The 24,729-nt window shown below is 67.9% G+C and carries 22 protein-coding genes; 14 read left to right on the top strand and 8 right to left on the bottom strand.

The window, feature by feature from the left end; all coding sequences use genetic code 11:
- Positions 1–19: 19 nt before the first annotated feature.
- Positions 20–568, bottom strand: coding sequence for an NADPH-dependent FMN reductase (locus E3D03_RS11300; RefSeq protein WP_263567050.1), 549 nt, complete (start codon positions 566–568; stop codon positions 20–22).
- A 141-nt stretch (positions 569–709) separates the two neighbouring features.
- Between E3D03_RS11300 and rmuC the strand changes: the two genes are divergently transcribed.
- The 6 genes from rmuC to E3D03_RS11270 all read left to right on the top strand — a co-directional run bounded on the left by rmuC (position 710) and on the right by E3D03_RS11270 (position 6,128).
- The gene (rmuC, locus tag E3D03_RS11295; protein WP_062560676.1) at positions 710–2,158 is read left to right on the top strand and encodes a DNA recombination protein RmuC; all 1,449 of its coding nucleotides are present in this window, start codon (positions 710–712) and stop codon (positions 2,156–2,158) included.
- Positions 2,159–2,220: 62 nt separating this feature from the next.
- A complete protein-coding gene (locus E3D03_RS11290) occupies positions 2,221–2,643 on the top strand; it encodes a secondary thiamine-phosphate synthase enzyme YjbQ (protein WP_263567049.1) in 423 nt (140 codons plus the stop codon).
- A 93-nt stretch (positions 2,644–2,736) separates the two neighbouring features.
- The gene (locus tag E3D03_RS11285) at positions 2,737–3,606 is read left to right on the top strand and encodes an ABC transporter permease (RefSeq protein WP_062560674.1); all 870 of its coding nucleotides are present in this window, start codon (positions 2,737–2,739) and stop codon (positions 3,604–3,606) included.
- Positions 3,603–4,409, top strand: coding sequence for an ABC transporter permease (locus tag E3D03_RS11280; protein ID WP_263567048.1), 807 nt, complete (start codon positions 3,603–3,605; stop codon positions 4,407–4,409). The genes E3D03_RS11285 and E3D03_RS11280 overlap by 4 nt, the downstream gene beginning before the upstream one ends.
- A gap of 56 nt (positions 4,410–4,465) precedes the next feature.
- A complete protein-coding gene (locus E3D03_RS11275) occupies positions 4,466–5,563 on the top strand; it encodes an ABC transporter ATP-binding protein (protein ID WP_263567083.1) in 1,098 nt (365 codons plus the stop codon).
- Positions 5,564–5,660: 97 nt separating this feature from the next.
- Entirely contained in the window at positions 5,661–6,128 is a 468-nt protein-coding gene (locus E3D03_RS11270) for a pore-forming ESAT-6 family protein (protein WP_062562202.1), read from the top strand.
- An 84-nt stretch (positions 6,129–6,212) separates the two neighbouring features.
- On the opposite strand, the gene E3D03_RS11265 is transcribed toward E3D03_RS11270, so the two are convergent.
- Entirely contained in the window at positions 6,213–6,554 is a 342-nt protein-coding gene (locus E3D03_RS11265) for an MmcQ/YjbR family DNA-binding protein (RefSeq protein WP_263567047.1), read from the bottom strand.
- Positions 6,555–6,710: 156 nt separating this feature from the next.
- Between E3D03_RS11265 and cysS the strand changes: the two genes are divergently transcribed.
- From cysS to E3D03_RS11250, 3 genes are read left to right on the top strand one after another with little or no spacing between them, the layout of a single operon-like run.
- Complete coding sequence (gene cysS / locus E3D03_RS11260; protein ID WP_263567046.1) at positions 6,711–8,330, top strand: cysteine--tRNA ligase; 1,620 nt, start codon at positions 6,711–6,713, stop codon at positions 8,328–8,330.
- Positions 8,331–8,358: 28 nt separating this feature from the next.
- A complete protein-coding gene (gene cimA / locus E3D03_RS11255; RefSeq protein WP_263567045.1) occupies positions 8,359–9,975 on the top strand; it encodes a citramalate synthase in 1,617 nt (538 codons plus the stop codon).
- Positions 9,972–10,820, top strand: coding sequence for a squalene/phytoene synthase family protein (locus tag E3D03_RS11250; RefSeq protein WP_263567044.1), 849 nt, complete (start codon positions 9,972–9,974; stop codon positions 10,818–10,820). The genes cimA and E3D03_RS11250 overlap by 4 nt, the downstream gene beginning before the upstream one ends.
- Before the next feature lie 48 nt (positions 10,821–10,868).
- On the opposite strand, the gene eno is transcribed toward E3D03_RS11250, so the two are convergent.
- The 4 genes from eno to E3D03_RS11230 all read right to left on the bottom strand — a co-directional run bounded on the left by eno (position 10,869) and on the right by E3D03_RS11230 (position 14,819).
- Complete coding sequence (eno, locus tag E3D03_RS11245; protein ID WP_263567043.1) at positions 10,869–12,146, bottom strand: phosphopyruvate hydratase; 1,278 nt, start codon at positions 12,144–12,146, stop codon at positions 10,869–10,871.
- Between the two features lie 69 nt (positions 12,147–12,215).
- Positions 12,216–12,995 carry an endonuclease/exonuclease/phosphatase family protein gene (locus E3D03_RS11240; protein ID WP_263567042.1) on the bottom strand — a complete coding sequence of 260 codons (780 nt, stop codon included), beginning with the start codon at positions 12,993–12,995 and terminating at the stop codon, positions 12,216–12,218.
- Between the two features lie 15 nt (positions 12,996–13,010).
- Positions 13,011–14,426, bottom strand: a complete 1,416-nt coding sequence (locus E3D03_RS11235; protein WP_263567041.1) for a protein adenylyltransferase SelO — start codon at positions 14,424–14,426, stop codon at positions 13,011–13,013.
- 54 nt (positions 14,427–14,480) lie between these two features.
- Complete coding sequence (locus E3D03_RS11230) at positions 14,481–14,819, bottom strand: DMT family transporter (RefSeq protein ID WP_062560667.1); 339 nt, start codon at positions 14,817–14,819, stop codon at positions 14,481–14,483.
- Between the two features lie 120 nt (positions 14,820–14,939).
- Between E3D03_RS11230 and obgE the strand changes: the two genes are divergently transcribed.
- Both obgE and proB read left to right on the top strand, forming a co-directional pair.
- Positions 14,940–15,971 (top strand): GTPase ObgE, encoded by a 1,032-nt coding sequence (gene obgE, locus E3D03_RS11225; RefSeq protein WP_263567040.1) that lies wholly within the window; start codon positions 14,940–14,942, stop codon positions 15,969–15,971.
- Positions 15,959–17,071: a glutamate 5-kinase gene (gene proB / locus E3D03_RS11220; RefSeq protein ID WP_263567039.1), complete on the top strand. Its 1,113-nt coding sequence runs from the start codon at positions 15,959–15,961 to the stop codon at positions 17,069–17,071. Before obgE ends, proB begins: the two co-directional genes overlap by 13 nt.
- 144 nt (positions 17,072–17,215) lie before the next feature.
- Here the strand turns inward: proB and E3D03_RS11215 are convergent, their stop codons facing one another.
- Together E3D03_RS11215 and pepN are read right to left on the bottom strand one after the other, a co-directional pair.
- Positions 17,216–18,121: a 1-acyl-sn-glycerol-3-phosphate acyltransferase gene (locus E3D03_RS11215; protein ID WP_062560665.1), complete on the bottom strand. Its 906-nt coding sequence runs from the start codon at positions 18,119–18,121 to the stop codon at positions 17,216–17,218.
- 53 nt (positions 18,122–18,174) lie between these two features.
- Positions 18,175–20,718: an aminopeptidase N gene (gene pepN, locus E3D03_RS11210; RefSeq protein ID WP_263567038.1), complete on the bottom strand. Its 2,544-nt coding sequence runs from the start codon at positions 20,716–20,718 to the stop codon at positions 18,175–18,177.
- 175 nt (positions 20,719–20,893) lie between these two features.
- Between pepN and E3D03_RS11205 the strand changes: the two genes are divergently transcribed.
- From E3D03_RS11205 to E3D03_RS11195, 3 genes are all read left to right on the top strand, one after another.
- Positions 20,894–21,535, top strand: a complete 642-nt coding sequence (locus E3D03_RS11205) for a hypothetical protein (protein ID WP_263567037.1) — start codon at positions 20,894–20,896, stop codon at positions 21,533–21,535.
- A gap of 167 nt (positions 21,536–21,702) precedes the next feature.
- Positions 21,703–23,838 carry a malate synthase G gene (locus E3D03_RS11200; RefSeq protein ID WP_263567036.1) on the top strand — a complete coding sequence of 712 codons (2,136 nt, stop codon included), beginning with the start codon at positions 21,703–21,705 and terminating at the stop codon, positions 23,836–23,838.
- Between the two features lie 100 nt (positions 23,839–23,938).
- Entirely contained in the window at positions 23,939–24,619 is a 681-nt protein-coding gene (locus tag E3D03_RS11195) for a D-lyxose/D-mannose family sugar isomerase (RefSeq protein ID WP_263567035.1), read from the top strand.
- Positions 24,620–24,729 lie beyond the last annotated feature (110 nt).

Genomic DNA, 24,729 nt, shown 5'->3' with positions numbered 1-24,729 from the left:
GCTTTGGATCGGTCGCGGCTCAGCCGTGCTTCTCGATCCAGGCCGCGAAGGCGTCGACGAAACCGCCGAGGAATTTCGCCGTCGTTGCGTCGGTGACCTGGCCGTCGGCGGCATAGGCCTCGGGCTTCCACTGGATATAGGCCTCGGGCGTGGGCATCATCACCATGCCGACGGCCAGCATGTCGGTCTTGAGCCGGGCCTGGCCCACGGCGGCGCCGATGACCCCGGGCGAGGCGCCGGTGATCGCCGCCGGCTTGTCCTTCCAGGAATTCTCGCCATAGGGCCGGGTGCCCCAGTCCAGCGCGTTCTTGATCACGCCCGGATAGCTGCGGTTGTATTCCGGCGTGATCGCCAGCACCGCGTCGGAATGCTCGACCCGATCCTTGAGCCGCAGCACCGGGACCGGCGGCTCGGCCCAGAGTTCCTCGTTGTAATGCGGCAGGTCGCCGATATGCAGCGGGTGGAACTGCAGCCGGTCTCCGGCCAGGTTTTGCAGCGCGAGCATCAGCCTGTGATTGATCGACTCCTTGCGCAGCGAGCCGACGATGACGGCGACGGACTTGGCCATGCCTGATCTCCTTTGACGGTTTGTGGCCAGAAGCTAGGCGCGGCGGCGGCGGGATGAAAGACCCGTGCGGCTTGCAATCATGGGGGAAAAGGTGAACAGTCGCGCCGGGCGCCCGCCGGGGCGCGAAACAGCGAGGCGCGGATGCCCGAGGACATGGCGGTGAAATTGCACGATTGGCTGGCGAATTCGGGCAACCTGCGCGCGGCCCTGGCGGTGGCGCTGGCCGCGCTGGCCCTGTGCTTCGTTCAGCTGTGGCGAACCCGGCGTTCGGCGCAGGCGTCCGCGGCGCGCGAATCGGCGCTGCTGGCGCGGCTGGAGGCCGAGGCGGCCCAGCTGCGCGATCAGCTGCTGGCCGCGAGCCGGCTGGAGACCCGCGCCGAGGGCCTGGGCCAGCGCATGCGCGAGCTGATCGAGGAACGCGACGCCTTGACCGACGCGCTGCATGGCGAGCGCCAGTCGGTCTCGCGGCTGGAGCGCATGCTGGCCGAGACCCGGCTGGCCGCCGAGAAGGACCGCGAGGCGGCCGAGCGCGATCTCGCCACCCTGCGCGAATTGCGCGAGGAGATGACCGGCCAGTTCCGGCTGATGGCGCATGAGACGCTGAAGACCCAGGGCAGCGAAATGCAAAAGACGCATGGCGAGCAGCTTTCCGCGCTGCTGACGCCGTTCCGCGACCAGGTGCACCGCTTCCAGACCGAGCTGCAGGCCCGCAACAAGGCCACCGACGAGGAGCGCGCCCGGCTGCGCGAACAGATCGAATATCTGCACAAGCGTTCCGAGGACATCTCGCGCGAGGCGGTGGCGCTGACCCGGGCGCTCAAGGGCGACAGCCAGAAGCGCGGTGCCTGGGGCGAGATGATCCTGGAGCGCATCCTCGAGGATTCGGGCCTGCTTTCCGGTACGCATTACCTGACCCAGACCAGCCACCGCGACGGCGACGGCAAGCTGTGGCGGCCGGACGTGATCGTGAAGCTGCCGCAGAAGAAGATCCTGGTGATCGACAGCAAGGTGTCGCTGAACGCCTATGAAGAGGCGGTGAATGCCGAGGACGGGCTGGTGCGCGAGGCGGCGCTGCGCCGGCATGTCGCCGCGATGCGCGGCCATGTCACCGGCCTGGCCGCCAAGGGCTATCAGGCGCTGGACGAGGGCGCGGTCGATTACGTGCTGATGTTCGTCCCGGTCGAGGGCGCCTTTTCCGAGGCGCTGCGGGTCGATCCCGACCTTGCGCGTTTCGCCATGGAGAACCGGGTCGGGCTGACCACGCCGACGACGCTGATGCTGACACTGCGCACCGTCGATCACATCTGGACCGTCGAGCGGCGCGAATCGAATGCCATGCAGATCGCCGCCCGCGCCGGCCAGCTTTACGACAAGCTGCACGGTTTCGTCGGCGCCATCGAGGATGTCGGCACGGCGCTGGAGCGGGCGCAGAAGAGCCATGCCACCGCGCTCGACCGGCTGACGCGCGGCCCCGGCAACGTCATCCGCCAGGCCGAGATGCTGCGCGAACTCGGCGCCCGCACCCAGAAGCGGCTGGGGCTCGACCATGACGGCGCCATGCTGGAAGCGCCCGACGAGGCGGCGGAGTAGGCTTTGGGTATTTTTGAAACAAAGAAGGCCAGGCTGCGCCCGGCCGTCGCCAGAGGGCGGCGATGAGGACGGTCCTGACCCTCGCCACGCATGGCCCCGCCTGCCACGAGATCACGCGCGAGATCGCCGGCTGGCTGCGCCAGGTCGGCGCCGGGGAGGGCGTGCTGACGGTGTTCGTCCGCCATACCTCCTGCTCGTTGCTGATCCAGGAGAATGCCGACCCCGACGTGCAGCGCGACCTGCTGGGCTGGCTCGACCGCATCGCGCCGCTGGCCGATCACCCGTCGATGGCCTGGCTGACCCATCGCGCCGAGGGCCCCGACGACATGCCCGCGCATCTGAAGGCGGCGGTCCTGCCAGTCAGCCTGTCGATCCCGGTCGTGGGTGGGCGCATGGCGCTTGGTACCTGGCAGGGCATCTATCTGGTCGAGCATCGCCGCGCCCCGCATCGCCGCGAGGTGCTGGTCAAGTTTCAGGCAGGCTGACGAAAGCTGTGGAGAACCGACCGAAAATCGCTTCCCCTTAATTGTTTGTTGTGAAAACCTGCGTAACAAACGGGCAAGCAACCGGGGCAAGGCATGGCTTCAGGAAACCGATCACAAGCGGCGCAGGGGCTGGGCCTGATCGCCCCGCCGCTGGGCTATGCGGTGCTGGTGCTGGCGGCGCCGCTCCTGACCATCCTGGCCTATTCCTTCTTCAAGGACGGCTACCTGACCGTCATCCGCGAATTCACGCTGGAGAATTACCGCGCGGTCTGGTCCGACCCGATCTTTCACAAGATCATGCTGCGCTCGCTGGGCGTCGCGGCGCTGGTGACGCTGGTCACGGTGGTGCTGGCCTTTCCGGTGGCCTATTTCCTGTCCTTCGCGGTCGATCCGCGCAAGAAGTCCATGTGGCTGTTCCTGATCACCATTCCCTTCTGGACCAGCTACCTGATCCGGGTGTTCCTGTGGAAGGTGATCCTGGGCTATAACGGCGTCATCAACTCGGGGCTGAAGTCGCTGGGCATCATCGAGCAGCCGCTGACCTTCATCCTCTACAACGTTAACTCGATGGTGCTGACGCTGGCGCATGCCTATGCGCCGTTCGCGATCCTGCCGATCTTCATCGCGCTGGAAAAGATCGACCGCTCGCTGCTGGAGGCCGGGCGCGACCTGGGCGAAAGCCGGGCGATGACCTTCTGGCGGGTGACGCTGCCCCTGGCCATGCCGGGCGTGGTGGCGGCGGCGCTGATCGTCTTCATCCCGACCATCGGCGACTATGTCACCCCGGCGCTGATCGGCGGCGGCAAGATCCCGATGATCGCCAACATGATCCAGAGCCAGATGCTGGACCAGGACAACCGGCCGATGGGCTCGGCGCTGGCGGTCACCGCGATGCTGATCGTCGCGCTGCTGTCGCTGGTCTTCGTGGCGCTGAACCGCCGCTTCCTGAAGGTGCGGCAATGAAGGGCGGGGGGCTGCGCGCCTATGCGATCGCCTATCTGCTGTTCCTCTATGCGCCGATCCTGCTGCTGCCGGTCTTTGCCTTCAACTCGGGCACGATCATCGCCTTTCCGCTGAAGGAATTCACCACGCAATGGTTCGCCCAGATGGCCGAGAATGCCTCGCTGCGCCGGGCGCTGCTGAATTCGCTGACCATCGCGGTCTGCTCCTCGGTCTTCGCCACCTGCCTCGGTATCTTCGCCGCCCGCGCCTCGACCCGGTTCGCGTTTCCCGCCAAGGGGCCGATCATGGGGCTGATCATGCTGCCGCTGGTCCTGCCCGAGATCATCGTCTCGATCTCGCTTCTGGTGGTGCTGCTCTCCGTCGGGGTCAAGCTCAGCATCCTGACGGTGATGCTGGGCCATACGCTGATCTGCATGCCCTATGCGACGGTGATCCTGTCCACGGCCTTCAACTCGCTCGACCGTTCGCTGGAGGAGGCCGCCTATGACCTGGGCGAGACGCGATGGAGCGCCTTTCGGCTGGTGATCCTGCCGCTGGTCATGCCGGGGATCATCTCGTCGCTGCTGATGAGCTTCACCATCAGCCTGGACGAATTCATCATCGCCTTCTTCCTGGCCGGGAACGAGCCGACGCTGCCGACCTATATCTTCAGCCAGCTGCGCTTCCCGAAGCAGATCCCGATGATCATGGCGCTGGGGACGGTGCTGGTGGTGATGTCGATCCTGCTTCTGACCGTCGCAGAATATTTCCGCCGTCGCGGCATCGCGAAGACCGGCGCCAAGGACACGGGGGGCTTCCTTTGAGCCAGAGCCAGAAAACCACCGCCGCTCATCGCGCCGCCATGGCCGGAGCCAAGCCGATGATCGAATGCCGGCAGGTGCAGAAATACTATGGCGACTATCACGCGCTGCGCGGCATCGACCTGACCATCCGCGCCGGCGAGTTCTTTTCGCTGCTCGGCCCCTCGGGCTGCGGCAAGACCACGCTTCTGCGCACCATCGCCGGGTTCGAGGATATTTCCTCGGGCGTGGTGCTGATCGACGGCCAGGACATGGAGGGGGTGCCGGCGAACCGCCGCCCCACGAACATGGTGTTCCAGTCCTATGCCATCTTCCCGCATCTGACCGTGGCCGAGAACGTCGGCTTCGGCCTGCGCCGCGATCCGCGCTCCAAGGTCGAAAAGGCAGCCGCGGTCGAGGAGGCGCTGGCCATGGTCGGCCTGAAGGGCTACGGCGCCCGCGCCAGCCATGCGCTCTCGGGCGGGCAGCGCCAGCGGGTGGCGCTGGCCCGGGCGCTGATCCTGAAGCCCAAGGTGCTGCTGCTGGACGAACCCTTGTCGGCCTTGGACCGCAAGATGCGCGAGCAGATGCAGGTCGAGCTGATCAAGTTGCAGCGCCAGGTCGGCATCACCTTCGTCCTCGTCACCCATGACCAGGAAGAGGCGCTGGTCATGTCCGACCGCATCGCGGTGATGTTCGAGGGCCAGATCGCCCAGCTCGACGGGCCCGAGGCGCTTTATGCCCGCCCGACCAGCCGCCGGGTGGCGAATTTCATCGGCGTGATGAACTTCCTGCCGACGCGGGTGCTGGGCGAAACGCTCTCGGGGGTCGAGGTCGAGGTGCCCGGCCTCGGCCGGGTCGAGATCCCGGCGGCGAATGTCAGCCATGCCGATCCCGGCGACGACGGCCCCTCGGTCGGCTTCCGGCCCGAGGCGGTGTCGCTGGTCTCGGCCGGCGCGCCGGGCCAGGCCCGGGTCGCCGAGGGGGTCGTCGACGAGGTCGTCTATTACGGCGACATGACCTATTACGACGTGCGGCTGGACGGCTCGGCCGGGTTCGACGGCCAGGCCCGGCCGGTCCGCATCGCCATGCGCAACGTCTTCGGCCGCGAGGTGCAGGACGTGGGCACGCGCGCGAATGTGAGCTGGTCGCCGGGCTCGCTGGTGCTTTTCCGCTGAAACGCCCGACCCCAGCCGCGGCATTCCGCCGAGCCGGTTTGCGGCCCGGCGCCGCCCATGCCACAGTCCCCGCACAATGCAACAGACGGAGATCGAGATGATCGCACGTTCCGCAACATTCCGCGTGGCCCTGTTGTCGGCCCTGACCGTGGCCGGCCTTTCCGCCGGCGCCCTGGCGCAAGAGGCGGCGACCCCCACCACCCCGGCCCCCGCGGCCACGGCCGAAGCCCCGGCCGCCACCGCGCCGGCCCCGGCCGCGCAGGACAGCGGCGCCGCCTATGAAAGCGCCCGCAACCAGCTGGGCGTGCTGGGTTATTGCCAGGACAAGGGCTATATCGACGCCAAGGCGGTCGAGACCCAGACCAAGCTTCTGGCGATGATCCCGGCCGGCGATACCGCCAAGGGCGATGCGGCCGAGGCCAAGGGCAAGGAAGGCACCGTATCGGCCATGGGGGTCGAGCGCACCCTTGCCGATGCCGCCAAGGAAAAGAACACCACCGAGGACGCGCTCTGCAAGCAGATGGACGCGCTGTTGCAGCAGCTCGCCTCGCAAGTGCCGGCCTGACCCCGGTTTCGTGAACCGGGGGCCAGCGGTCCCCGGCTTGCGGCCGGTCCCGATCCGCGAGGGGCAGGGGCCGGCCGTCGACGGCTAGAGCGGCGGCAACGTGGCTTGGGTCTTTTTCGGCAGCGCGCCGCGCACCAGCCGATAGGAATGGCGAATGCGATGCGCCAGCTCGTCCGGCGCCGAATCCAGCGGCAGGGCCACCCAGCTTGCATGCAGACAGGCCGCGCGCTCGGCCACACCGGTCTCGATCAGGAAGCGCGCCGTCTCGGCGCTGTCGGTCTTGACCGAGACCAGACCGTTGGTGGCGCCGGTCACGGCAAAGCTCTTGCCGCCGATCTTCCAGCAATCATGGCCACCGCCCCAGGGGTCCGACCACTCGGCCCCGGGCTGGGCGGCGCAGATCTCGTTCACCAGTTCGCGGCTCATGGCGCGAGTGTCGCAGCCTCTCTTGGCAGAGGCAAGACAATGCGTTAAGGCAGGCGCATGAAGGTGAGAACCGCCGCCCTCCGCTGCATCATTACCGGCTGAAATTTCAGGCGGGCGGTTCCAGATTGACCGGATGACGCCCGCAAAGGGGAAGTCATGGTCGAGATCAGGCTGACGAATACGAAGACGCGCCGGAAAGAGGATTTCCAGCCGCTGGACCCGCAGAACGTGCGGCTGTATCTGTGCGGCCCGACGGTCTATGACCGCGCGCATCTGGGCAATGCCCGGCCGGTGGTGGTGATCGACGTGCTGGTGCGGCTGCTGCGCCATGTCCATGGCGCCGAGCAGGTGACCTATGTGCGCAATTTCACCGATGTGGACGACAAGATCAACGCGGCCGCGCTGGCCCGCAAGGAGGCCGGCGCGCCGGGCACGCTGGAGGAACTGATCCGCCAGCGCACCGCAGAGACCATCGGCTGGTATCACGCCGACATGGATGCGCTTGGCGCCGCGCGCCCGGATCACGAGCCGCGCGCCACTGACTACATCGACCAGATGCAGCGCATGATCGGCCAGCTGATCGAAAGCGGCCATGCCTATGCCAAGGACGGCCATGTGCTGTTCCGGGTGCGGAGTTATGCCGATTACGGCAAGCTCTCGGGCCGCTCGGTCGACGACATGATCGCGGGGGCGCGGGTCGAGGTCGCGCCCTTCAAGGAAGACCCGATGGACTTCGTGCTGTGGAAACCCTCGGACGGCGATCTGCCGGGCTGGGACAGCCCCTGGGGCCGCGGCCGGCCGGGCTGGCATATCGAATGCTCGGCCATGTCCTACGAACTCTTGGGCGAGAGCTTCGACATCCATGCCGGCGGCATCGACCTGCAATTCCCGCATCACGAGAACGAGATCGCGCAGAGCTGCTGCGCGCATCCGCACGGGCAGTTCGCCCGGGTCTGGCTGCATAACGAGATGCTGCAGGTCGAGGGCCGGAAGATGTCCAAGAGCCTGGGCAATTTCTTCACCGTGCGCGATTTGCTGGACCAGGGCATCCCGGGCGAGGTGATCCGCTTCGTGCTGCTGTCCACGCATTACCGCAAGCCGATGGACTGGACGGCCGAGAAGGCGCGCGAGGCGCAAGGGACTTTGGAGAGATGGCGAGCAAGCATTTCTTCTGTGAAGGGGCCAGGAACAATCCATCCATCAGTTTTGGATGCTATAGGTGATGATCTCAATACCGCTCAAGCGATTTTTGAATTGCATCGCTTGGCTGATGACGGAAACGGAGCTGCGCTCAAAGGTTCGGCCGGTTTGTTGGGGCTTTTGACCGACAGCATGGGAGATTGGTTCTCGTGGTCGACCGCCGGTTTTAACGAAAATCCTCATATCCGAGATATGTTGAATTTGCGTTCTATGCTGCGGTCTAAGAAACGCTGGGATATTGCTGACTGGATCCGAGTCCAACTTAATCTCCTCGGCGTTGAGGTCCACGATCGTCCCGAGGGAACTTTTGGATTTTTTTCCAAGGGTCTCCTAGGAAGGGCGAGATATAATGAGGCTATACGTCTCTATAAAGAAAAAGATCAAAAAACTCTATTTCATTTTCTCGATATCTCCTCGCGCCTCGGAGTAGGAATTAATATAGATGGAACCGGTATACATGGTTACTCCATGGGTTTTTCTAATAGTGATATGCAAAATAAAGCCGATATAGCATGGGAGTTTTCGATTGAAGACTTGAAGCGGGACGTTCTCCGGTTGCTAGAGCAATCGGAGTAGCCAATTAGCCAGCCAGAGAGGCACCCCGATGCCGCGCGAGCGACTTTACCTTTACGACACCACCCTGCGCGACGGGCAGCAGACCCAGGGCGTGCAGTTCTCGGCCGCCGAGAAGGCCGAGATTGCCCTGATGCTGGACAGCCTGGGCGTCGATTACATCGAGGGTGGCTGGCCGGGGGCCAATCCGACCGACAGCGATTTCTTCGCCGCGGCGCCCCCGACCCGCGCAACCATGACCGCCTTCGGCATGACCAAGCGGGCCGGGCGCTCGGCCCAGAACGACGACGTGCTGGCGGCGGTGCTGGATGCGGGGACGCCGGCGGTCTGCATCGTCGGCAAGACCCATCCCTTTCACGTCCGCGAGGCGCTGGGGATCACGTTGGAGGAGAACCTCGAGAACATCCGCGCCTCGGTCGCGCATCTGGTGGCCCAGGGCCGCGAGGCGCTGTTCGATGCCGAGCATTTCTTCGACGGCCATGCCGAGGATGCGGATTACGCGATCCGCTGCCTGCGGGTGGCGCTGGAGGCGGGCGCGCGCTGGCTGGTGCTGTGCGACACCAATGGCGGCACGCTGCCCGACCGCGTGGGGCAGGTCACGCGCGCGGTGATCGCGGCGGGCATCCCGGGCGAGCGCCTGGGCATCCACACCCATGACGACACCGGCAACGCGGTCGCCTGCACGCTGGCCGCCGTCGATGCCGGGGCGCGGCAGATCCAGGGCACGCTGAACGGCCTTGGCGAGCGCTGCGGCAATGCCAGCCTGACGACGCTGATCCCGACGCTCTTGCTGAAACAACCCTATGCCTCGGCCTATGAGACCGGGTTGACGGGGCTTTCCGAGATGACCCGGATCTCGCGCCGGCTCGACGAGATCCTGAACCGCGCGCCGGCGCGTGCCGCGCCCTATGTCGGCACCTCGGCCTTTGCCCACAAGGCCGGGCTGCATGCCAGCGCCATCCTGAAGAATCCGGCGACCTATGAGCATGTCGAGCCGGCTGCGGTCGGCAACGAGCGGGTGATCCCGATGTCGAACCAGGCCGGGCAGTCGAACCTGCGTGCGCGTCTGGCGGATGCCGGGATCGAGATCGCCCGCGACGACCCGGCGCTGGCGCGGATCCTGGACCTGGTCAAGGCGCGCGAGGATCAGGGCTATGCCTATGACGGCGCGCAGGCCAGTTTCGAGTTGCTGGCGCTGGCCGAACTGGGACGGATGCAGCAATTCTTCGACGTCGAGCGCTATCGCGTCACCGTCGAGCGCAGGACGAACGCGCTGGGAAAACGCATCTCGGTTTCCGAGGCGGTGGTGGTGGTCGAGATCGGCGGCGAGCGCATGCTCTCGGTCAGCGAAAGCATGGATGGCGAAGGGCAGGATCGCGGCCCGGTCAACGCCTTGTGGCGGGCGCTCGCCAAGGATCTGGGCCCCTATCAGGCCGCCATCGACGACATGCATCTGGTCGATTTCCGCGTCCGCATCACCGGCGGCGGCACCGATGCCGCGACCCGCGTCATCATCGACAGCGCCGACGGCCATGGCAACCGCTGGTCCACGGTCGGCGTTTCGCCCAATATCGTCGATGCCAGTTTCGAGGCGCTGGTCGACGCGATCCGCTGGAAGCTGATCCGCGACGGGGTCGGTCCGGCATGAGCCTTGACGCCTGCGCCGAAAACCTGCGCGCCCATGACCCCGAGCGCTTCGGCATCTGCCTGCTGGCCCCGGTCGAGGCGCGGCCGAAGCTGCTGACGCTCTATGCGCTGAACCTGGAGCTGGCGCGGGCGCCGCTGGCCTCGAACGAGCCGCTGATCGCCGAGATGCGGCTGCAATGGTGGATCGAGCGGCTGGAGGCGATCGGGCAGGGCCAGCGCCCGTCGCATGAATTGCTGACGCCGCTGGCCGAGGCCTGGGGCGATCGGGCCGGCGCCTTTGCCGGTTTGGCCGAGCCGCGCCGGCGCGATGCGGCGCGCGAGCCGCATGGCGGGCCTGAAGCGGTCGCGGCCTATGTGCGGGAAACGGCGGTGCCGCTGGTCTTGTTCGCCGCCGAGGCCCTCGATGGGCCGAAGGCGGCGACGCCCGCTCTGGCTGCCCGGGTTGCTGCCGGGGGTTTCACACCCCCGGACCCCCGTGGGATATTTGTCCAAGAAAGAAATCCGGTCGGGGAGGTGATTGCAGCACAAGCCGAGGGGGCAGGGCTGGTTGCCTGGCTTGCGGCTTTGCCGGCCTTGCAGGGGCTGGGACTGGGGCTTTGGCAGCCCTCGGCGCCGGTGCTGGCCGAGATTGCCGGCATGGCGCGGGCGAAGCTGGCCGAGGCGCGGGCCGGGCGGCGCGCGGTGCCGCGCGCGCTGGCGCCGGTGCTGTTTCCGGGCGCGCAGGTAAAGGCCGTGCTGGAGGCGGCGCCGCGCGGCATCGAGGCCCTGGCCGGGGCGCAGGTGTCGGAGTTCCGCAAGCGGCTGGCCCTGACGCGCTTCGCCCTGACCCATCGCTGGTGGATATGAAAAAGGGCGGCTTGCGCGCCGCCCTTGCTTGTTTTCCGGCGCTGCCGATCAGGCGCGCAGGATCGAGCGCCCGGCATAGACCGCCGAGGCGCCCAGCATTTCCTCGATGCGGATCAGCTGGTTGTATTTCGCCAGCCGGTCCGAGCGCGCCAGCGAGCCGGTCTTGATCTGGCCGCAGTTCGTCGCCACGGCCAGGTCGGCGATGGTGGCGTCCTCGGTTTCGCCCGAGCGGTGCGACATCACCGAGGTATAGCGGGCGCGGTCGGCCATGCGCACCGCGTCCAGCGTCTCGGTCAGCGTGCCGATCTGGTTCACCTTCACCAGCAGCGAGTTGGCGCAGCCCTTGGCGATGCCCTCGGCCAGGCGGGCCGGGTTGGTCACGAAGAGGTCGTCGCCGACCAGCTGCACGCGGTCGCCCAGGCGCTCGGTCAGCAGTTTCCAGCCGTCCCAGTCGTCCTCGGAGCAGCCGTCCTCGATCGACAGGATCGGGTAGTCGTTGCAGAGCGCCTCCAGGTAGGCGACGTTTTCGGCGGGGGTGAGGGATTTGCCCTCGCCCTTCATCTCGTATTTGCCGCCCTTGAAATACTCGGTCGAGGCGCAGTCCAGCGCCAGCATGATGTCGTCGCCGGGCGCGTAGCCGGCCTTTTCGATAGCCTTCAGAATGAAGTCCAGCGCGTCGCGGGTCGAGCTGAGGTTCGGCGCGAAGCCGCCCTCGTCGCCGACACCGGTGGCGAGACCCGCCGCCGAGAGTTCCTTCTTCAGCGTGTGGAACACCTCGGAGCCCATGCGCACGGCTTCGCGGATGTTCTCCGCCGAAACCGGCATGATCATGAATTCCTGAATGTCGATCGGGTTGTCGGCATGTTCGCCGCCGTTGATGATGTTCATCATCGGCACCGGCAGCACATGCGCGCCCGTGCCGCCGACATAGCGGTAGAGCGGCTGCGCCGAGGCTTCGGCCGCGGCCTTGGCGGCGGCCAGCGACACGCCCAGGATGGCATTGGCGCCCAGGCGGCCCTTGTTCGGGGTGCCGTCGAGCTCGATCATCAGCCGGTCGATGCCGATCTGGTCGGTCGCGTCCTCGCCGATCAGGTTCTCGGCGATCTCGCCATTGACCGCATTGACCGCCTCCAGCACGCCCTTGCCCATGTAGCGCGCCTTGTCGCCGTCGCGCTTTTCCACCGCCTCATGCGCGCCGGTCGAGGCGCCCGAGGGCACCGCGGCGCGGCCCATGGTGCCGTCCTCCAGCGTCACGTCGACCTCGACCGTCGGGTTGCCCCGGCTGTCCAGAATCTCGCGCGCAAAGATGTCGATGATGGCCGTCATGGCTTCCGTCCCTCTCGTGACAATGGTTGGGCGTTGTTTAGCCGAGCGGGCCGGCCCGGAAAAGCGCCATTATTCCGTTGCGGCATCATCCTCGCCGGGGATGCGCGAGGTGATGCGGGCCGGGCGATAGCCGCGCGGCACGTCCTCATGCGCATCGACCACCAGGTCGGCCCAGACCGGCAGGTGGTCCGAGGCCTGCCGGGCCATGTCGCTGTCAAGGACGCCGCAATCCCGCAGCTCGATGCTGCGCGACATGGCGAAACGGTCGTAGCGCAGCCGCGGAAACGGCGCGGGCCAACTGGGGCCGGGGGTGACGATGCGCAAGGGCTCCAGCGCCTCGAGCCCGCGCGAATCGTGCCATTCGTTGAAATCGCCGGTCAGCACCATGCGGTCGTGGCCGATGCGCCGGGCCTGGGCGATGATGCGCGACAGCTGCGCCCGGCGGGAGGAACGCATCAGGCCCAGGTGCATCGCCACCACCGTCAGCCCGGGCAGGCGCAGCACCAAGGCGCCGCGCGGCTCGATCCCGGGCAGGGGCAGGCGGCGGATCTCGGCCTTGTCGCGCAGTTCGGGGCGCAGAAGGATGGTCTGGCCGTGCCAGCCCAGCGAATTCTCGCCGGTGCCGAGAAAGGGCGCGGGCACCATGCCGGTGGTGCGCTCGATCAGCGCCCGCGGCAGCGCCTCGGGCCGGGCGCCGAAGCGGAAATCGACCTCTTGCAGCGCGATGACATCGGCGCCGAGCTCGGCGATCACGGCAAGATTGCGTTCGGGCGCATGCGGGCCGGTCATGCCGCGGCATTTGTGCAGGTTATAGCTGGCCAGTCGCAGATGGTCGGGACTTTTCGCCATGGGGCCTGTCGTTCTTCAGGTGCCGCAGAAGGTGCGCTGGACCAGTTCCTCGGGCCGCGGCGCCAGGGCAAAGCTGTCCCATTCCGGGCGATCCTGCAAGGGCTCGCGCAGCGCCGCGTCAAGCGCGTGGAACGGTGCATAGTCGCCGTCTCGGGCGGCGGCGATCACCGCCTCGATGCGGTGGTTCCTGGGGATGCGGCGCGGATTGGCCGCGGCCATCACCGCCTGGGCATCCGCGAGCCCGGCGATGCGGGCCTGCCAGTCGACGACCCAGGCGTCGAAACCGGCCGGATCGGCGAGCTCGGCCCGCGCCACGCCGTCCGACAGCCCGTCGAAGCTGCGGGTGAAATCCGCCCGCGCCTCGGCCATCAGCGTCAGCAGGCGCTCGACCAGGGCGCGATCCTCGGGGCGCGGATCGGAAATGCCCAGCTTGGCGGCAAAGCGGGCCAGCCATTCGCGCTGATAGATCTCGGGGAAGCCGTGCACGATGCGGGTCGCGCGCTCGACCGCGGCATCGTCATTGCCCATCAGCGGCACCAGGCAGCTTGCGAGCTGCGCCAGGTTCCAGACCGCGATGTTCGGCTGCTCGCGCCAGGCATAGCGGCCATGGGCGTCGATCGAGGAGAACACCTTGTCCGGCCGGTATTCGTCCATGAAAGCGCAGGGGCCATAGTCGATGGTCTCGCCCGAGACCGCCATGTTGTCGGTGTTCATCACCCCGTGGATGAAGCCGAGCGCCATCCAGCCGGCGATGGTCGCGGCCTGCCGCGCCACTACGGCCTCCAGCAGTTCGCCGGCGTCGGCCGCAGCCGGATAGTGCCGGGCGATGACGTGATCGGCCAGCAGTTGCAGCCGGTCGCGGTCGCCGCGCGCGGCATAGAATTCGAAGGTGCCGACGCGGATATGGCTCGCGGCAACGCGGGTCAGCACCGCGCCGGGCAGCAGGGTCTCGCGGATCACCTGCTCGCCGGTGGCGACGGCGGCCAGCGCCCGCGTGGTCGGGATGCCGCAGGCCGCCATGAATTCGCTGACCAGGTATTCGCGCAGCACCGGCCCCAGCCAGGCCCGGCCGTCGCCCCGGCGCGAGAAGGGCGTGGGCCCGGCGCCCTTCAGCTGGATGTCGAAGCGCGCGCCGTCCGGCGCCACCACCTCGCCCAAGAGCACGGCGCGGCCGTCGCCCAGCTGCGGCACGAAACCGCCGAACTGGTGGCCGGCATAGGCCTGGGCGATGGGCTCGGCGCCCTCGGGCAGGGCGTTGCCGGCCAGCATGGCGATGCCCTCGGGGCCGGCGAGCCAATCGGCATCCAGGCCCAGCCGTTCGGCCAGCGGACGGTTCAGCGCCACCAGCTGCGGATCGCGCACCGGCGTCGGATGGGTGCGGGTGAAGAAGCCCTGGGGCAGCCGGGCATAGCTGTTGTCGAAGTGGATCATCGGACCCTCCTTTCGACATTATCTAGCCTTCCTTGCGGAAAAGTTAAGGCCCGCTCAATGCGAGACGCTGTTCGAGAACAGGTTGACCACCACCACGCCGCCGACGATCAGCGAAAGACCGATCACCGCAGCCAGGTCCAGCTTCTGGCCGAAGCCCACCAGTCCGATCAGCGACACCAGCACGATGCCGAGCCCGCTCCAGATCGCATAGGCGATGCCCAGCGGCATGCTGCGCAGCGCATGCGACAGGAAATAGAACGAGGCCGCATAGCACAGCCCCATAGCCAGCGTCGGCACGAGCTGGGTGAACTGCTGGCTGCGTTGCAGGAAGGTCGTGCCGATGACCTCCAGCGTGATGGCGGTGAAAAGCGTGGCATAGGTGCTGATCGGCATGGGCGGCTCCGGCGAATCTGGCCCCATCTAAGCCGGCGCGGGGCGGAAAGTCACGCCGCCCTTGAACCCGGGTCGCGATCTGACTATCCCGGTGACTTGCCAATCCCAGAGGTGCTGCCCGTGAAATTCCTCGATCTCGCCAAGGTCTATGTCCGCTCGGGCGGGGGTGGCGCCGGCTGCGTGTCCTTCCGCCGCGAGAAATTCGTCGAATACGGCGGCCCGGATGGCGGCGACGGCGGCCGAGGCGGCGACGTCTGGGCCGAGGCGGTGGGCGGGCTGAACACGCTGATCGACTTCCGCTTCCAGCAGCATTTCTTCGCCAGGTCGGGCCAGCACGGCATGGGCGCGCAGCGCACCGGCGCCAGCGGTGACGACATCGTGCTGCGCGTGCCCGTCGGCACCGAGATCCTGGAGGAGGACCAGGAAACCGTGATCGCCGACCTGACCGAACCCGGGCAGCGCGTGCTTCTGGCCAAGGGCGGCAACGGCGGTTTCGGCAACCTGCATTTCAAGAGCTCGACCAACCGCGCGCCGCGCAATGCCAATCCGGGGCAGGAGGGCATCGAGCGCACGCTGTGGCTGCGGCTGAAGCTGATCGCCGACGCGGGCCTTGTCGGGCTGCCCAATGCCGGGAAATCCACCTTCCTTGCGGCGGTGTCGAACGCGCGGCCCAAGATCGCCGATTATCCCTTTACCACGCTGCACCCGAACCTGGGCGTGGTCGGCATCGACGGGCATGAATTCGTCATGGCCGACATTCCCGGCCTGATCGAAGGCGCGAGCGAGGGCCGCGGCCTTGGCGACCAGTTCCTGGGCCATGTCGAACGCTCGCGCGTGCTCCTGCACCTGATCGACGGCACCGCCGAGGACGTGGCCCAGGACGCCCGCACCATCCTGACCGAGCTTCAGGCCTATTCCCCGGCCCTGGCCGAAAAGCCGCGGGTGACGGCGCTGAACAAGATCGACGCGCTGGACGCCGAGACCCTGGCCGAGCGCAAGGCCGCGCTGGAAGCCGAGATCGGCGGGCCGGTGCTGCTGATGTCTGGCGTCTCGCGCCAGGGCGTGCCCGAGGTGCTGCGCGCGCTCTGGGCGCAGATCCTGCCCTCGCGCGGGCCGGCCGTGGCCGAGGAAGACAAGCCGTGGCAGCCCTGATCCCCGAACTGGACCGGGCGCAGCGGCTGGTGGTCAAGATCGGCTCGGCGCTGCTGGTCGATGGCAACGGGCTGCGCACCGAATGGCTGCGCGCGCTTTGCGACGACGTGGCCGAGGCGCGGGCGCGGGGCACGGACGTGGTGCTGGTCTCCTCGGGCGCCATCGCGCTGGGGCGGCTGGTGCTGGAGCTGCCGGCCGGCCCGCTGCGGGTCGAACAGTCGCAGGCGGCGGCAGCGGTCGGGCAGATCCGCCTGGCCCGCGCCTATGAAGAGGCGCTGGCCCCGCATGGCGTCAAGACCGCACAGCTGCTGGTGACGCTCGACGATACCACCGACCGGCGCCGCTATCTCAACAGCCGCGCGACGATGCAGACGCTCCTGGGCCTCGGCACGGTGCCGATCGTGAACGAGAACGACACCGTGGCCACCGACGAGATCCGCTTCGGCGACAACGACCGTCTGGCGGCGCAGATCGCGGTGACCTGCGGGGCGGACCAGCTCTTGCTGCTCTCGGACGTGGACGGGCTCTATACCGCCAATCCCAAGACCGACCCGACCGCCCGGCACCTGGCGGTGGTCGAGCAGATCACCCCCGAAATCGAGGCCATGGGCGGCGACCCGATCTCGGGCCTGTCGAAAGGCGGCATGAAGACCAAGCTGATGGCGGCGCGGACCGCGGTCGCCGGCGGCTGCGCCATGGCCATCGCCGAGGGCTCGGTGCTGAACCCGCTTGCGGCGGTGGCAGGGGGGGCGCGCGTGACCTGGTTCCTGCCCGACACCGACCCGCAGGCGGCGCGCAAGCGCTGGATCGCGGCCATGAAGCCCAAGGGCGAGATCACCGTCGACGCCGGCGCGGCCCGGGCACTGGGGCAGGGCAAGTCGCTGCTGCCGGCCGGCGTCACCGCCGTCGCCGGCCGCTTCGGCCGTGGCGATCCGGTGGTGGTGCTGAACCATGACGGCGCGCGGCTCGCCTCGGGCCTGGTGCGTTATGCCTCGACCGAGGCCCGCGCCATCGCCGGCCACCGCAGCGACGAGATCCCGGCGATCCTGGGCTATCCCGGCCGCGCCGCGCTGATCCATCGCGACGACATGGTGGTGTGACGCGCCGCGTATCATGCCGCCGCAGCGGAACGTCGCCCTTGCCGGGGTATTTGGAAAACGGAAAGTCTGAAGCCTGGGGTGCTTGCTTCTTGTTCTTTCCGTTTTGAAAATACCCTGCGACGGCGACGCCCGCGAGAACTGCGCCTAGTCGATCGGCCGCGCCTTGACCAGCGCATGCCGGCCCTGAGACAGCCGGCGCAGCTGCGACAGCCGCGCGGCACCGGCGCCCGGGGCGGGCAGGGCCAGAACCGCGTCGCGCAGGGCGGCGATGCTGTCCTCGCTGCGGCTGGGCAGGGTAGCGGGCAGGATCGGCGCGCCGACGGTGACGCGGAAGGGCTGGCCGGCCTTGTTCAGCACCTCGTTGAACAGCGTCACGTCGCGCAGCGTCGGGTGGATCGCGTCGAGCAGGTAGAACAGCGCCGAATTGCGCGCCCGGATGCGCAGCGGAATCACCGGCACGTCGAATTTCCGCGCGATCATCGCCGCGCTGGCCATCCAGGGCCGTTCGTCCAGCTGCAAGCCGCGGCGCTTTGCCAGCCGGCCCGAGGGGAAGATCAGCCCGATCCGGCCCCTTTCAAGCGCCGCGCGGGTATAGTCCATCGTCGCCCGGGTCTTGGCGTGGCTGCGCTTGTCGATCCGCCATTCGACCGGCGCCACCAGGCTTTCGAACTGCGGCAGGATGCGCAGGATGTCGTGGTTGGCATAGATGAACAGGTCGTCGCGCACCGCCGCGATCACCGCGTTCAGCACGATGCCGTCGGCGATGCCGGTCGGGTGGTTCGACACGATCAGCGCCGGGCCGGTGGCGGGGATCTGCTCCAGCCCCTCGACCTGCAGGTCGCGCACGATCAGCGTCGCCAGCCGGCGCATGATCTCGTCGGTGGGCAGGTCGCGATATTCGGCGGCAAGATCCAGCGTGCGCGGATAGCGCAAGAGCCACATCAGCGCCCGGCGCGCCGCGGCGTGATGCCAGCGGCCGGAAAAAAGCCATGGCGCCCGCTCGGCGATCAGCGGATCAAGGCGTTGGGTCATGTCCTCGCGGGCATCCATGCCGGCAGTATTGCCGTGCGCTCCGGATGCCCGCAAGAGCGGTTCGTCAAGGCTCATGCCAGACCGGCAAGGATGCGCGTAACCATCTCGCTGGTATTGCGCGACAGCCCGTCCAGGGCGGCGATGCGTTCCAGCGCGGCGCGGGCATGGGCCTGCCGGGCGGCGTCGTAGCGCGCGATGGTCTCGAAGGCCGTGGACATGCGCGCGGTGGTCTGCGGGTTTACCGGGTCGAGCCGCATCAGCCATTCCGCGACGAAGTCATAGCCCGAGCCGTCCGCCGCGTGGAAGGCGGCATGGTTCGCGGTCAACCCGCCGATCAGCGCGCGGAAGCGGTTCGGGTTCTTCCAGTCGAAATTCGGCCGCGCCGCCAGATCCCGCGCCCGCGCCACCGCCCGACCGGGCGCGGCGCGCAGCGGCTGGACCATGAACCACTTGTCCATCACCAGCCGGTTTTCGGCGAATTCCCGCGCGAAATCGGCCAGCGCCCGGCTGTCGCGGCCGGCGGCGATCAGGCTTTCCAGCGCGCCCTGCCGTTCGGTCATGTTCCCGGCCGCGTCGAACAGCGCCTCGGCCCGGGCGCCGGTGTCGAGGCGGTTGAGATAACCCAGGCAGGCGAGGCGCAGGCTGCGCCGGGCCGCGCCCTCGGCATCCGGGCGATAGGGGCCGGCGTCGGCCATCGCCTCGTAAAGCCGGGCCAGCGCGGGTTCATGCGCGGCGGCGATGTCGCGGGCCAGCGCCTCGCGCGCGGCGTGGATCGCGTCGGGGTCGGGGGTGGCGCCGCGGGCGGCGATGGTGGTGGCGATCTCTTCCTCGCCCGGCAGCGCCAGGCACAGCGCGGCGAAGGCCGGGTCGGCCTCGGCATCGTCCAAGAGCCCGGCGAGCGCGCGGCTGAAGCCGGCACCGGCCTGCGCCCCTTGCGCCGCGGCGATCAGCGCGTCCAGCGCCAGGTCGTGCCCGGCCTGCCAGCGCGCGTAAGGGTCGGTGTCATGGGCCAGAAGCAGCGCCTGCTCCTCCGCCGTGATCTCGCGCGCGACCGTCACCGGGGCCGAGAAGCCGCGCAAAAGCGAGACCACCGGCCGCGCGCCCAAGCCGTCGAAGCGGAAGCTCTGCGCGGCTTCGGTCATCTCCAGCACCGTGGTCGGCAGCACCTCGTCGCCGTTCGGGCCGATCAGGCCGATGGCGATGGGAATGACGCGCGGCGGCTTCTGCGGCTGGCCCGGCGTCGGCGCGGTTTCCTGCCGGAAGTTCAGGGTCAGCGCGCCGTCCTGCCAGTCCTCGGAGAGCGTCAGGCGCGGCGTGCCGGCGTCGGTATACCAGCGCTTGAACTGCGTGAGGTCGCGCCCGGTGGCATCCTCGAAGACCTTGATCCAGTCCTCGATGGTGCAGGCCTGGCCGTCGTGGCGGGCGAAATACAGGTCCAGCGCCGCTGCATAGCCCTGGTCCCCGACCAGCCGCTTGAGCATGCCGATGACCTCGGCGCCCTTTTCATAGACCGTGGCGGTATAGAAGTTGTTGATTTCCTGGTAGTGATCCGGGCGCGGCGGGTGCGACAGCGGGCCGGCATCCTCGCGGAACTGGCGCGCCCGCAGGGTCTGCACGTCCTGGATGCGCTTGACCGCGGCCGAGCGCATGGCGCTGGTGAACTGCTGGTCGCGGAAGACCGTCAGCCCCTCTTTCAGGCACAGCTGGAACCAGTCGCGGCAGGTGATGCGATTGCCGGTCCAGTTGTGGAAATATTCATGGCCGATCACGCCCTCGATGCGCTCATAGTCGCCATCGGTCGCGGTCTCGGCCGTCGCCAGCACCAGCTTGGAGTTGAAGATGTTCAGCCCCTTGTTCTCCATCGCACCCATGTTGAAATCGTCCACGGCAACGATATTGAACACGTCGAGATCGTATTCGCGGCCATAGGCCTCTTCGTCCCAGCGCATCGAGCGGATCAGGCTTTCCATGGCATAGCCCGCGCGGGACTCGTCGCCCGGGCGCACCCAGACGTTCAGGGCGACCTTGCGGCCCGAGATTGTGGTGAAACTGTCCGGGATCGCGCGCAGGTCGCCCGCGACCAGCGCGAACAGATAGGCCGGCTTCGGCCAGGGATCGACCCAGACCGCGCGGCCGGGCGCCTGCGAGACCGGGTTGCCGTTCGACAAGAGCACCGGCTGGTCCGCGTTGATGGTGACGCGGAAGGGCGCCATCACGTCGGGGCGGTCGGGATACCAGGTGATGTGGCGAAAGCCCTCGGCCTCGCATTGCGTGCAGAACATGCCCCCCGACAGGTAAAGCCCCTCCAGCGCGGTATTCGCCTCGGGGTCGATCTCGACCTCGGCCTCGAAGGTGAAGGCGTCGGGCAGGTCGGCCGCGGGGATAATCAGGCGGTCCGCGCCGGCCAGGCCGAGGTCCAGCGGCTTGCCGTCCAGGGCCAGCGACAGGGTCTTCAGCCCGGCGCCGTCCAGCACCAGATCGCCCGGACCGCTGCGGCGGAAGTCGATCTGCGAGCGCACCCGCGTCGCGCGCGGCGCAAGGTCGAATTCCAGCCGGGTTTCGCCGATCGCGAAGGGATAGGGACGCCAGTCGGCGAGATATTGCGTGACGGTCATGGCCCAGGCACCTTTCCGCAGGTGAAAAAAATCGCTGGCACAGGGGAACTTGTGCGAAACCCAAGTGTTAGTGCGGGAAGCGCCGGCTCGCAACCCGGGGTGCAGATTGCCCTTGGCCATGTCGTCGCAAAGACCGGAAGACAAGAACCCGGACCCCGAAAACGAGGAACTCCCGATGGCCAATTACGACCCGAACGATCCCCAGCGCCCGGCCGGCAAGCCCGAAACCTATGTCGAACCGGTCGAGCGCCGCGCATCGCCGCTGCCGCTGATCATCGGCATCCTGCTGGCCCTGGCGATCGCCTATTTCGTGCTGCAATACTTCATGGGCCGCAACGAGGTCGCGACCACCGGCGAGGATGCCGCCGTGACCACGACCGCGCCGGCCGACACCAGCACCACCGCGCCGGCGGATACCGCCACCACGACCGCCCCGGCCGCCGAGGCCGAGGCTGCCGCCGACGATGCCGCGGCCGCGGCCGAGAATGCGGCCGACGCTGCCGGCGAGGCCGCGAGCGAGGCCGCTACCGCCGCCGAGAACGCCGGCGAAGCGGCCGGAGCCGCCGTGACCGACGCCACCCAGGACGCCGCCGAGGCTGCCGAGGACATGGCGAATGACGCCGCCAATGCCGCGGGCGAGGCTGCCGATGCCGCGACCAACGCGGCCGATAGCGCGGCCGATGCCGCCGGCCAGGCCGTCGAGAACGCCGGCGAGGCGATGGACGACGCGGTCTCGGTCGAGGAACCGGCGACCACCGCGCCGACCACCCCGCCGCCGGCCGGCACCGACACCACGACCACGCCTTCGACCAACTGATCGCAAGGCTTTGCATCGCTTCCGTCGCCCGCATCCCGGGCGGCGGATTTTCAATTTTGGCGCAACTGTGAATATAGCTTTCGGATAAACCCAGCCCGGTTGAATGCTGCTCGGCTTTGGCATACCACGGTGCACCAAATCGACTGACAGACGGAAAGGGAACTGCGATGGGCCGCGTCGAAAAGGCAGGGTTGCGGGTCGATCAGACCCTGGCCAGCTTCATCAACGATCACGCGCTGCCGGGCAGCGGCGTCGAGCCGCGCCGCTTCTGGGAAGGGCTCTCGACGCTGATCCACGATTTCGGGCCGAAGAACCGGGCGCTGCTGGACAAGCGCGACGAGATCCAGTCGGCGCTGGACGCCTGGCATATCGCGCATCGCGGCCAGCCGGCGGATGCCGATGCATACCGTGATTTCCTGACCGAGATCGGCTATCTGGTGCCCGAGGGCGAGGATTTCCAGATCGAGACCCCGGCGACCGATCCGGAATTTGCCCGCATCGCCGGCCCGCAGCTGGTGGTGCCGATCACCAATGCGCGCTATGTGCTCAATGCCGCCAACGCCCGCTGGGGCAGCCTTTACGATGCGCTCTACGGCACCGATGCCATGGGCGACCTGCCGCAGGCCAAGGGCTATGACGCCACCCGCGGCGCCCGGGTGATCACCTGGGGCCGCGAGTTCCTCGACACCGCCGCGCCGCTGACCGAAGGGTCCTGGGCGGGCATCGAGGCGCTGTCGGTCAAGGACGGCGCGCTGGTCCCGGCGCTGCGCGATCCGGCGAAATTCGCCGGCCATATCGGCGATGCCGCCAGCCCCGCCAGCATCTTCCTGCGCAACAACGGCCTGCTGATCCGCATCGTCATCGACGCCGCGACTCCGGTCGGCGGGCAGGACAAGGCCGGCATTTCCGACATCGTCATCGAATCCGCCCTGTCCGCGATCATCGACTGCGAGGATTCCGTCGCCTGCGTCGATGGCGAGGACAAGACGCTGGCCTATGCGAACTGGCTGGGCCTGATGGACGGCACGCTGGCCGAAGAGGTTCAGAAGAATGGCAAGAGCTTTACCCGCCGGCTGAACCCGGACGTGGAATTCACCGCGCCGGACGGCGCGACCGTCACCGCCAAGGGCCGGGCGCTGCTGCTGGTGCGCAACGTCGGCCACCTGATGACCACCCCCGCCGTGCTGGACCGCGACGGCAACGAGGTGTTCGAGGGGCTGCTCGACGCCATGGTCACCACGCTTTGCGCCATGCGCGACCTCGACCGGGGCGCGAACTCCGTCACCCGCTCGATCTATGTGGTGAAGCCCAAGATGCACGGCCCCGAGGAAGTGGCCTTCGCCAGCGCGATCTTCGATCATGTCGAGGACGTGCTGGGCCTGCCGCGCCACACCGTCAAGCTGGGCATCATGGACGAGGAACGCCGCACCAGCGCCAACCTCAAGGAATGCATCCGCGCCGCGAAGCACCGGCTGGCCTTCATCAACACCGGCTTCCTGGACCGCACCGGCGACGAATACCACAGCTCGATGGAGGCGGGCGCCATGCTCGCCAAGGGCGAGATGAAGGGCCAGCCCTGGATCTCGGCCTATGAGGATCGCAACGTCGACATCGGCCTGGCCTGCGGCCTTTCCGGCCGCGCGCAGATCGGCAAGGGCATGTGGGCGATCCCGGACCGCATGGCCGAGATGCTGGCCGAGAAGATCGCCCATCCCATGGCCGGCGCCAATACCGCCTGGGTGCCCAGCCCGACGGCCGCGACCCTGCATGCGACGCATTACCATCGCGTCGATGTCCACGCCCGCCAGGCCGAGATCGCGGCGCTGAAGCGGCCCGCGCGGCTCGACGACCTGCTGACCATCCCGTTGGCCGGCGGCCGCAACTACAGCGACGAGGAAATCGCCCGCGAGCTGGAAAACAACTGCCAGGGCATCCTCGGCTATGTGGTGCGCTGGGTGGACCAGGGCGTCGGCTGCTCCAAGGTGCCCGACATCCACGACATCGGGCTGATGGAGGACCGGGCGACGCTGCGCATCTCGGCCCAGGCGCTGGCGAACTGGCTGCATCATGGCATCGTGACCCAGGGCCAGGTCATGGACGCCTTCCGCAAGATGGCGCTGGTGGTGGACCGCCAGAACGCAGGCGACCCGGCCTATCGGCCGATGGCGCCGGGCTATGACGGCGTGGCCTTCCAGGCCGCCTGCGACCTGGTCTTCCTAGGCCGGGTCCAGCCCTCGGGCTATACCGAGCCGGTGCTGCACGCCCGCCGCCTGCAAGCCAAGGCCGAGCAGAAAGCCGCCTGATCCCGATCTGCGATCAAGCCGCAGCCTGCCCCTTGCCTTCGCATCGGGCAGGCCTTTTCATGCCGGCATCGGCCGCAAGGGCACCGGGGGAGGGAATGACATGCAGCGTTCGCGCATCAACCGCATCATGGCCGAGGCGGCCGAGATGATCGCCGGGGCCGGCTTCCACCTGCCGCCCTTCGCGCATTGGTCGCCCGAAGAGTTCCGCGCCCGCGCCACCCCGGCGATCCGCAAGGGAAGGCTGGGCTGGGACATCACCGATTACGGCCAGGGCGATTTCGACCGGCTGGGCCTGTTCCTGTTCACGCTGCGCAACGGCCGGCTGGCCGATCTGCAGGCGGGCAGGGGCATGGTCTATGCCGAGAAGCTGCTGATCAGCCAGCAAAACCAGATCAGCCCGATGCATACCCATGCCATCAAGACCGAGGATATCATCAACCGCTCGGGCGCGGTGCTGGCGATCCGGCTCTGCGGCTCGGACGGGCAGGGGCGCATGGACCGGCGCGCGCCCGTCCGCGTCGATTGCGACGGCATCGCGCGCGAAATCGCGCCCGGCGGCGTGCTGCGGCTTTCGCCCGGAGAATCCGTCACCCTGCGCCCGGGCGACTGGCACGAGTTCTGGGCCGAGGGCGGGCCGGTGCTGATCGGCGAGGTCTCGACCGTGAACGACGACCTGACCGACAATATCTTCGCCGCCCCCATCGGCCGCTTCGCCCATGTCGTCGAGGACGAGCCGCCGACCCACCTGCTAGTCAGCGATTACGATTCCGACGCTACGTAACATTTACGGATGAGCCGCGCCCTCGCGCTCTTGTGAAAGATTGTTGCGCGATGCTAAGAGATCGCTGCTAGCTCTAACAGGGAGGTCGCCTCGTGAAGATCGGCGCATTG

Origin of the sequence: Paracoccus sp. DMF (genome assembly GCF_004407025.1) — a bacterium.
Lineage (GTDB): Bacteria > Pseudomonadota > Alphaproteobacteria > Rhodobacterales > Rhodobacteraceae > Paracoccus > Paracoccus aminovorans_B.
The sequence above is the reverse complement of the archived record's forward strand: the minus strand, read 5'-3'. Positions and strand labels throughout refer to the sequence as shown.

Bases quoted from the DNA above. Each gene is read 5' to 3' on its own strand.
- E3D03_RS11300 (WP_263567050.1), bottom strand. From the start codon at position 568: ATGGCCAAGTCCGTCGCCGTCATCGTCGGCTCGCTGCGCAAGGAGTCG.
- rmuC (WP_062560676.1), top strand. From the start codon at position 710: ATGCCCGAGGACATGGCGGTGAAATTGCACGATTGGCTGGCGAATTCG.
- E3D03_RS11290 (WP_263567049.1), top strand. From the start codon at position 2,221: ATGAGGACGGTCCTGACCCTCGCCACGCATGGCCCCGCCTGCCACGAG.
- E3D03_RS11285 (WP_062560674.1), top strand. From the start codon at position 2,737: ATGGCTTCAGGAAACCGATCACAAGCGGCGCAGGGGCTGGGCCTGATC.
- E3D03_RS11280 (WP_263567048.1), top strand. From the start codon at position 3,603: ATGAAGGGCGGGGGGCTGCGCGCCTATGCGATCGCCTATCTGCTGTTC.
- E3D03_RS11275 (WP_263567083.1), top strand. From the start codon at position 4,466: ATGATCGAATGCCGGCAGGTGCAGAAATACTATGGCGACTATCACGCG.
- E3D03_RS11270 (WP_062562202.1), top strand. From the start codon at position 5,661: ATGATCGCACGTTCCGCAACATTCCGCGTGGCCCTGTTGTCGGCCCTG.
- E3D03_RS11265 (WP_263567047.1), bottom strand. From the start codon at position 6,554: ATGAGCCGCGAACTGGTGAACGAGATCTGCGCCGCCCAGCCCGGGGCC.
- cysS (WP_263567046.1), top strand. From the start codon at position 6,711: ATGGTCGAGATCAGGCTGACGAATACGAAGACGCGCCGGAAAGAGGAT.
- cimA (WP_263567045.1), top strand. From the start codon at position 8,359: ATGCCGCGCGAGCGACTTTACCTTTACGACACCACCCTGCGCGACGGG.
- E3D03_RS11250 (WP_263567044.1), top strand. From the start codon at position 9,972: ATGAGCCTTGACGCCTGCGCCGAAAACCTGCGCGCCCATGACCCCGAG.
- eno (WP_263567043.1), bottom strand. From the start codon at position 12,146: ATGACGGCCATCATCGACATCTTTGCGCGCGAGATTCTGGACAGCCGG.
- E3D03_RS11240 (WP_263567042.1), bottom strand. From the start codon at position 12,995: ATGGCGAAAAGTCCCGACCATCTGCGACTGGCCAGCTATAACCTGCAC.
- E3D03_RS11235 (WP_263567041.1), bottom strand. From the start codon at position 14,426: ATGATCCACTTCGACAACAGCTATGCCCGGCTGCCCCAGGGCTTCTTC.
- E3D03_RS11230 (WP_062560667.1), bottom strand. From the start codon at position 14,819: ATGCCGATCAGCACCTATGCCACGCTTTTCACCGCCATCACGCTGGAG.
- E3D03_RS11215 (WP_062560665.1), bottom strand. From the start codon at position 18,121: ATGGATGCCCGCGAGGACATGACCCAACGCCTTGATCCGCTGATCGCC.
- pepN (WP_263567038.1), bottom strand. From the start codon at position 20,718: ATGACCGTCACGCAATATCTCGCCGACTGGCGTCCCTATCCCTTCGCG.
- E3D03_RS11205 (WP_263567037.1), top strand. From the start codon at position 20,894: ATGGCCAATTACGACCCGAACGATCCCCAGCGCCCGGCCGGCAAGCCC.
- E3D03_RS11200 (WP_263567036.1), top strand. From the start codon at position 21,703: ATGGGCCGCGTCGAAAAGGCAGGGTTGCGGGTCGATCAGACCCTGGCC.
- E3D03_RS11195 (WP_263567035.1), top strand. From the start codon at position 23,939: ATGCAGCGTTCGCGCATCAACCGCATCATGGCCGAGGCGGCCGAGATG.